This is a genomic window from Pseudomonas sp. NY15356 (assembly GCF_048068175.1).
In the GTDB taxonomy this organism is placed as follows: Bacteria; Pseudomonadota; Gammaproteobacteria; order Pseudomonadales; family Pseudomonadaceae; genus Aquipseudomonas; species Aquipseudomonas putida_K.
Window position 1 is genome coordinate 255393 of the sequence record NZ_JBLUPW010000002.1, and the last position, 7154, is coordinate 262546.

The window sequence follows — 7154 nt, forward strand, 5'->3', positions numbered from 1 at the left end:
ATCTACACACTGCCGCGTCCTTCACCCAGCCGGTGTACTACGAATTCAAGGACCTGCAGATGCCAACCCTGCTATTGATCGGCGACCAGGACACCACGGCCATCGGCAGCGATATCGCCTCGCCCGAGGTAAAGGCCCGGCTGGGCAAGTACAAGGCGCTGGGGCCGAAGGTGGCCGGGTTGATACCTCAAGGGGAACTGGTGACATTCGAAGGCCTGGGGCATGCGCCACAGATAGAGGAACCGGCGCGCTTCCACAAGGCGTTGGTCGATTGGCTGGAGCGCTAGGCCCGGTCGCGGGCAGACGCCGCTATACCTGTGTGGGCTTGCCCCGCGATTGGCCGCCAAGGGTACGTACCTGCGCCTTCAGCTCCCACCCCAGATCAACGCCTCGCTCCAACCAAGCTCGGCAAAGTCATCGGCCCGCAAGCTAGCCTCTTCTTCGCAGAAGAACTCATCCAGTTGCGGCGGATGCACGGAGGTATCGCTGAGCATCGCATGCACCTGGCCCCGATGATGGATCTGGTGTTCGAACAGGTGCGCCAGCAGGCGCAGACGGGACTCGCGCTGCAAGCGATCCGGGCGCACGATGCTCACGTAACGCTGCAACTGGTCGTCCTGCAGCGACCGGCAATAGGCGATGAGTCGATGATCGGCCTGGGCCTGCTCGGCGAGCAGGTCGGTGCAGGTGGCAAAGGGTTGCTCGGGCTCGAAAAAGCGCTCACCGTCGGGGCCTGGCGCTTCGCCGCGCTGCTCGCATTCCAGCGCATGCAGGTAGAACCAGTCCACCGTCAACAGATGGTTGAGCGTGGCCTTGATCGAAGGGAAGAAGCTGCAACGGGGAGCGACGAACTCGTCGTGGGTCAGTTGCAGGCACGCCTTGTACAGGCGATGGTTGGCCCAGCCATTGTTGTAGGCCTGGGTCAGCAGATGATGCGACAGCGGCTCCATGGTCGGCTCCTTCAGACGAAGCGTTGCAGTTGCATCTCCCGTAGCCGGCTCAGGGTTCGCTGGAACGGGAACGCCAGATACCCTTGAGTGTAGAGTGCTTCGAGCGGTACTTCGGCTTCCAGGTACAGGGCGACCCGGCGGTCGTAGCATTCGTCGACCAGGGCGATGAAGCGCCGCACACTGTCGTCCTTGGGAGCCAGGGTCGGCAGTTCGCGGTCCCCGGCAACCACTCGCTCGGCGCCATCCTCGGTGCCGCGGGCGATACGCCCAGCCTGCTGCTGCCCCCCGAGCGCCGGGATACCTTCGACCAGGATTGCCGGAAACAGGTCGCACAAGGCCATGAACTCCACGGCTGCCAGGGGTTGCTCGCACAGGTCGCTGAAGCGACACCATATAGCGGCGTCGCTGCGTCGTACCACGTTGACTTGACGGGCACCGATCGACAGCGGCGCCTCGGTGCCGGCATCGCCTTGGCTCAGTTGGTGAAACATCGCAGGCAGAGCACTGGGTCGCCCCGGTTCGGCCACCCAGTAGCGCTGGTGCGACGCACCGGGGTGCAGGCGATGGTCCTGTTCACCGGCCACGGGCAGGACGCGCATATGCCGCTCGATGGCAGCGATGGCCGGCAGGAAGCGCTCGCGGTTGAAGCCGTCGCGGTAGAGCTGCTCGGGAGGCTGGTTGGACGTCGCCACGACCACCACGCCCTGGTCGAACAGTGTCTGGAACAGACGGCCCAAGATGATCGCGTCGCCAATATCGCTGACGAACAGCTCATCGAAGCACAACACGCGGATCTCTTGCGCCAATGCCCGGGCCAACGCCTGCAACGGGTCGGCAGTGCCGTTGAGCTGGAACAGCCGTTGATGCACCCAGGCCATGAAATGGTGGAAATGCTGGCGCCGCGCCGGTATTTGCAGGGCTCGATGGAACTGGTCCATCAGCCAGGTCTTGCCACGCCCGACCGGGCCCCAGAGATAGACCCCCTGGGTGGGCCGGCCCTGGCGCAGTGCCTCGAAGCAGGCTTGAAGCTCGCCAACTGCCAGGGCCTGGGCGGCATCGGGGACGAATCCATCCTCGTCCAGTGCCTGACGGTAGAGGGTTTGCGGGTCGAGTGACATGCAGGATGCCCCTGGGCAAAAGCGCCATGGTACCCGGCGCCGCAGCCTTATGGGCAGCCGATTTACAGCATCCAGGGCCGGTGGCTTGTCAGTGTCCGTTCAAGCCGACTTTGAGTAACGCGCCATCTTCGGCGTCGGTCAATAGATACAGGTAGCCATCCGGCCCTACACGCACGTCACGGATGCGTGCCTCCAACTCCCCGAGCAGGCGCTCCTGGTGAACCACCTTGTCGCCGTCGAGCTGCAAGCGGATCAGTTCGCGGGATACCAGCGCACCTATGAACAGGTTATGGTCCCAGGCTTTGAAGGTCGGGCTGTCATAGAAGGCCATGCCGCTGATGCCCGGTGATTTTTCCCATACATGGTGCGGAGGCTGGGTGCCCTCCGCATGCTTGCCCTTGGCCTCAGGAATCGGCAGCAACGAATAGTTGATTCCGTGGGTGGCGATCGGCCAGCCATAGTTCTCGCCCGGTTGCGGGATGTTGATTTCGTCACCCCCTCGGGGGCCGTGTTCATGGGTCCATAGCTGGCCGGTCCAGGGGTTGAGGGCGGCGCCCTGCTGGTTGCGATGGCCGTAGGACCAGATTTCTGGCCGCACATTGGCCTGGCCAACGAAGGGGTTGTCCTTCGGCACTTCGCCATCCGGCAGAATCCGTACGATCTTGCCCTGCAGTTTGTCCAGGTCCTGGGCGGTGGCGCGCTGGTTGTTCTCCCCCAAGGCGACGAACAGGTAGCCGCCATGATCGAATACCAGCCGCGAACCAAAGTGGATGCCATCGGAAAGCTTGGGCTGCTGACGGAAGATCACAGTGAAATTCTCAAGGCGGGCCAGGTCCTGGGACAGTTGGCCGCGGCCGACCGCAGTACCGCCCTTGCCATCGGCGCCCTGCTCGGCAAACGACAGGTAGACCGTGCGATCCTTGGCGAACTCTGGTGACAGTGCGACATCCAACAGACCACCCTGCCCTTCGGCCCAGACCTTGGGTACGCCGCTCAAGGCCGGACCGACCTTGCCGTCCGGGCTGACCACGCGCAGGTTGCCGGGCCGCTCAGTGACCAGCATGCCCTTGCCTTCGGGTAGGAAGGCCAAGGCCCAGGGATGATGTAGACCATCGGCTACAGTACTGACGGTCAGCTGGCCTTCCTCGCTGGGCAATTGGCGTTCGGAGGCGGCCTGTGCCAACAGCGGCATCAGGGCTGAAATGGCCAAGGCGGTAAACCAGGTGCGTGACTTCATGCTCGGGTCCTTCCAGGTGGCGGCTCAGGGCAGGCGTTGGCTATCCCGTGGTGGCCGGGCGGGTTCCAGGTTGGGCACGCGCTGCTCGCGGCGCAGGTTTTCGCCATTGCCGATGCCGCGGTTATCCAGGGTTGGCGGCCGCGGGTTGGGTTGCGTCGAAGGCCCACGGATCGGCGGCGCCGCAGGCATGCTGCCCTGGCGGCTGTTGGGGTTGGCGCGTTGGATCGGGCTGTTGTAGGGGTTGTTTCTGTCGCTGGCGATGAACAGCGGTTGCGGCAAGGGCGCAGCTGGCAGCGGCAGGCTCAGCATCAGCCCGATGGCCAGGAGCGGCAGTGTCGAATGCATGCTTCACCTCCTTTGCGAAAAGGCGCGCCCAAACATTGGATAGCCTAAGACGTGACAGGTTCGCGGCGAAAGAGCGAATGCCGGTAGAGATGATTCCTGATATTTCAGTATGGCTCGTGGGGCCCGCTGCGCAGCGCTGAATCATGCCTCGGTGCTTTCAACGTTCGCGTGGTTTTGCCACACTGCAGTTTCGACCTGGATACAAGGCACATGCCATGAGCTTGCGACCAAGCCGTTTCTGGCTGACTATCCTGCTTGCCTGTACGCTCAACGCCTGCGCGCTGTTTCAGCCCAGGGACCCGTTGAACATCAGCGTGGTCGGCATCGAGCCACTCCCGTCCCAAGAGCTGGAAATGCGCATGGCGGTAAAGATCCGCGTGCAGAACCCGAACGAGAAGCCGGTCGACTTCAATGGCATCGCATTGAATCTTGAGGTCAACGACCAGCCCCTGGCAGCTGGCGTCAGTGACCAGACAGGGCACATTGGGCGTTATGGCGAGGCGGTGGTGGTGGTGCCGGTGAGCATCACTGCCTTTGCCGTGTTGCGCCAAGCCTATGGCCTGAGCCGGCTGGATTCACTGCAGGGCCTGCCCTATGTACTGCGCGGCAAGATGGCTGGCGGCCCGCTGGGCACTGTGCGCTTTACCGACGAAGGCACACTCGACCTGCCCGAGGGCAGCCTGGTTCGCTGATCGATCAGCGGTTACTGCTGGCGGCAGCCATCATCTTGTTGACTTCGCTGCGCACCAGGCTGACGAATTCGGGAGGCGACATGCCATCGAGCTCGGCGCGGACCCACTCGGCCCATTTGCTCTTGCGCCGGGGTTTCTCGCCGATGAGCCGGGCGGCCTCGCCCTTGGCCTTGCCGAGGTTGTTCTGCCAATAATCGAATAGCCGAGCCTTTTCCGCCTCGATCTGTGCCCGTTCCTCGAAGCTTCTATTGGCCAGATTGAAACTCATGGTATTACCTGCCGCTTGAAAATGGTCGTTATCTTACACTGTACTGGCGAGCAACCGGTACGCCGACGCAACTTTCCAGGGGCACAGGTATCCATTGCCCTGACAATCAGCGAATGAGGACGTGTTCATGGCCAGGAAAAGCGCCCCGCAAACAGACAACGAACAAATCAAGGACCAGGTGTTCAGTGAGTTGCAGGCCTTGATCGAAGAGTCGGAGCGGTTGCTGAATGACAGCGCAGCCCTGGTAGGCGATGAAGCCGACACGCTGCGTGCCCAGGTCAACCTGAAGCTGCGCCAGGCGAACCGGGCCGTGAACAGACTGCGGAGCAAGGCGCAACCTGCAGTAGCAGCCGCTGAAGATTATATAGGCGACCATCCCTGGCAGACGGTGGCGATTTCCGCAGGCCTAGGGCTGGTCATTGGGCTATTGTTGGGGCAGCGTCGCTGATCGCCATGCGACGCTATTGCGTTCAGGCCGCTCGCGCCATAGGCACGCCACTGTGGAAACGCAGTTCTTGGTCGGCAGAGAGGATCAACTGCGCTTCTGCCTCGCGCACCTGCTCCACCACACGTGCGATGTCCGCTTCGTCACCATATTGGTGAGCCAACTTCAGGTAGCCTTGGTAATGACGCGCCTCGCTTTTGAGCAGGCCGTGATAGAACGTCCCCAGTTCTTCGTCCAGATGCGGCACCAGGGCCGCGAAACGTTCGCAGCTACGGGCCTCGATGAAGGCGCCAACCACCAGGGTATCGACCAGCTTGACCGGCTCGTGTGCCCGTACCAGGCGCCGCAACCCAGAGGCGTAGCGCCCTGCCGAAACCGGCCGCAGCGGCACACCACGGCGCTTCATCAAGCGCAGCACCTGCTCGTGATGGACCAGCTCTTCGCGGGCCAGACGCGACATCATGTTGATCAGGTCAATGTGCGTGTTGTACTTGGCAATCAGACTCAAAGCCGTGCTGGCAGCCTTGAATTCACAGTTCTTGTGATCGATCAACAGGGTTTCCTGGTCGGCGAGCGCCGCTTCGATCCAGGCGTCAGGAGTCGGGCAGCCGAGGAAGGCGTCGATTTCGGGAATCAGGGACATAAGCTCATAAACTACAGGCCAACGGCAGGATCGGCGATTATACCGGGGGTGACGGTAATCGCCAGCGACTATGCTTGATACACATCAAGCGGCACTGCGCGCAACGCCGACTATAGTCAGGCACTGGCCGTCACTTACCAAGGGAGCTCACGCCCATGCAAGCCGTCCGCAGTATTCTCGTCGTCCTTGATCCCGAGCATGCCCATAGTCGCGCCCTCGCCCGGGCCAAACTCATTTCCGGCGTCACCGGTGCACGCCTGCACCTGCTGATGTGCGACAAGCGACAGAACCACAGCGCCTTGCTCAGCCTGCTCAGCAGCCAACTGCACGATGATGGGTACGATAACGTCACCCATGAGCAGGCCTGGCATGACAGCTTGCATGAGTCCATCATCGACGTGCAGCAAGCCGAGGGCTGCGAGCTGGTCATCAAAGAACATCGCCCGGACAACCCCTTGCGCAAGGCACTGCTCACGCCCAGCGACTGGAAGCTGCTGCGTCAATGCCCGTGTGCGGTACTGATGGTCAAGAGCGAGCGCCCATGGACAGGCGGCGCGATCTTGGCGGCAGTCGATGTAGGCAACAATGATGAAGACCATCGCCGCCTGCACGCCAGCATCATTGACCACGGCTACGCCATAGCAGGGTTGGCCAAGGGGCAATTGCACGTCATCAGCGCCCACCCTTCTCCCATGCTCGCCGCATCCGACCCGATCTACCAGCTTTCGGAAACCATCGAGCAACGCTACCGGGAAGCGTGCAAGGCTTTTCAGGCGGAATTCGATGTTCCCGACGACCATCTGCATATCGCCGAAGGGCCAGCGGATGTATTGATTCCTTATACGGAGAAGCAGCTCGATGCCGTGGTCACGGTAATAGGTACCGTAGCCCGCACTGGCATTTCAGGCGCCTTGATCGGCAATACTTCCGAGGTGGTGCTCGATTCGCTCGAAGGGGATGTACTGGTACTCAAGAGTGAAGAGGCTGTAGCGCACCTGGCGGAATTGGCGCGCAGTTGAAATCATTCGCTGTGCCCGGTCTGTCGTCCTGACGCTCCCACAGTTCGGGAAGCGGAAAGACAAAACCCCTACCTGCTCACGCAGATAGGGGTTTTGCGAAATGAATCTTGACGATGACCTACTCTCACATGGGGAAGCCCCACACTACCATCGGCGATGCATCGTTTCACTGCTGAGTTCGGGATGGGATCAGGTGGTTCCAATGCTCTATGGTCGTCAAGAAATTCTGTTGCCAGAACGTCCAGATGGACATGCCAGCCAATTCGGATATGTGAATTTGTGATGCAAACTTTCGGTTCGTTCGTCTTCACCACCGCAATTCGCAAAGCAAATTGCTTGGGTGTTATATGGTCAAGCCTCACGGGCAATTAGTATCGGTTAGCTCAACGCCTCACAGCGCTTACACACCCGACCTATCAACGTCGTAGTCTTCGACG

The 7154-nt window shown here is 61.3% G+C and carries 9 protein-coding genes, 2 rRNA genes and 1 pseudogene; 4 read left to right on the forward strand and 8 right to left on the reverse strand.

The window, feature by feature from the left end; all coding sequences use genetic code 11:
- Positions 1–20: 20 nt before the first annotated feature.
- Positions 21–287 (forward strand): annotated as a pseudogene (locus ACNFCI_RS03770) (alpha/beta fold hydrolase); the annotation flags it as partial.
- Positions 288–365: 78 nt separating this feature from the next.
- On the opposite strand, the gene ACNFCI_RS03775 reads toward ACNFCI_RS03770, so the two are convergent.
- From ACNFCI_RS03775 to ACNFCI_RS03790, 4 genes are all read right to left on the reverse strand, one after another.
- Positions 366–950 (reverse strand): DinB family protein, encoded by a 585-nt coding sequence (locus ACNFCI_RS03775; RefSeq protein WP_084859198.1) that lies wholly within the window; start codon positions 948–950, stop codon positions 366–368.
- A gap of 11 nt (positions 951–961) precedes the next feature.
- The gene (gene zapE / locus ACNFCI_RS03780; RefSeq protein ID WP_416767450.1) at positions 962–2068 is read right to left on the reverse strand and encodes a cell division protein ZapE; all 1107 of its coding nucleotides are present in this window, start codon (positions 2066–2068) and stop codon (positions 962–964) included.
- A gap of 88 nt (positions 2069–2156) precedes the next feature.
- Positions 2157–3305 carry a PQQ-dependent sugar dehydrogenase gene (locus tag ACNFCI_RS03785; RefSeq protein ID WP_416767452.1) on the reverse strand — a complete coding sequence of 383 codons (1149 nt, stop codon included), beginning with the start codon at positions 3303–3305 and terminating at the stop codon, positions 2157–2159.
- A 24-nt stretch (positions 3306–3329) separates the two neighbouring features.
- The gene (locus tag ACNFCI_RS03790; protein ID WP_416767453.1) at positions 3330–3650 is read right to left on the reverse strand and encodes a hypothetical protein; all 321 of its coding nucleotides are present in this window, start codon (positions 3648–3650) and stop codon (positions 3330–3332) included.
- Positions 3651–3865: 215 nt separating this feature from the next.
- Here ACNFCI_RS03790 and ACNFCI_RS03795 point away from each other — a divergent pair, with 215 nt between their 5' ends.
- Positions 3866–4342 carry an LEA type 2 family protein gene (locus ACNFCI_RS03795; RefSeq protein WP_084859205.1) on the forward strand — a complete coding sequence of 159 codons (477 nt, stop codon included), beginning with the start codon at positions 3866–3868 and terminating at the stop codon, positions 4340–4342.
- A 4-nt stretch (positions 4343–4346) separates the two neighbouring features.
- On the opposite strand, the gene ACNFCI_RS03800 is transcribed toward ACNFCI_RS03795, so the two are convergent.
- Positions 4347–4610 (reverse strand): hypothetical protein, encoded by a 264-nt coding sequence (locus ACNFCI_RS03800; protein ID WP_324813124.1) that lies wholly within the window; start codon positions 4608–4610, stop codon positions 4347–4349.
- A 127-nt stretch (positions 4611–4737) separates the two neighbouring features.
- Between ACNFCI_RS03800 and ACNFCI_RS03805 the strand changes: the two genes are divergently transcribed.
- Complete coding sequence (locus ACNFCI_RS03805; protein WP_416767455.1) at positions 4738–5058, forward strand: DUF883 family protein; 321 nt, start codon at positions 4738–4740, stop codon at positions 5056–5058.
- 22 nt (positions 5059–5080) lie between these two features.
- On the opposite strand, the gene ACNFCI_RS03810 is transcribed toward ACNFCI_RS03805, so the two are convergent.
- Complete coding sequence (locus ACNFCI_RS03810) at positions 5081–5698, reverse strand: tRNA-(ms[2]io[6]A)-hydroxylase (protein WP_084859210.1); 618 nt, start codon at positions 5696–5698, stop codon at positions 5081–5083.
- Positions 5699–5853: 155 nt separating this feature from the next.
- Here ACNFCI_RS03810 and ACNFCI_RS03815 point away from each other — a divergent pair, with 155 nt between their 5' ends.
- Positions 5854–6717: a universal stress protein gene (locus ACNFCI_RS03815; protein ID WP_084859211.1), complete on the forward strand. Its 864-nt coding sequence runs from the start codon at positions 5854–5856 to the stop codon at positions 6715–6717.
- A 105-nt stretch (positions 6718–6822) separates the two neighbouring features.
- Here the strand turns inward: ACNFCI_RS03815 and rrf are convergent.
- Together rrf and ACNFCI_RS03825 are read right to left on the reverse strand one after the other, a co-directional pair.
- Positions 6823–6938: ribosomal RNA gene (rrf, locus tag ACNFCI_RS03820) — 5S ribosomal RNA — on the reverse strand.
- A gap of 126 nt (positions 6939–7064) precedes the next feature.
- Positions 7065–7154: ribosomal RNA gene (locus ACNFCI_RS03825) — 23S ribosomal RNA — on the reverse strand; the annotation flags it as partial.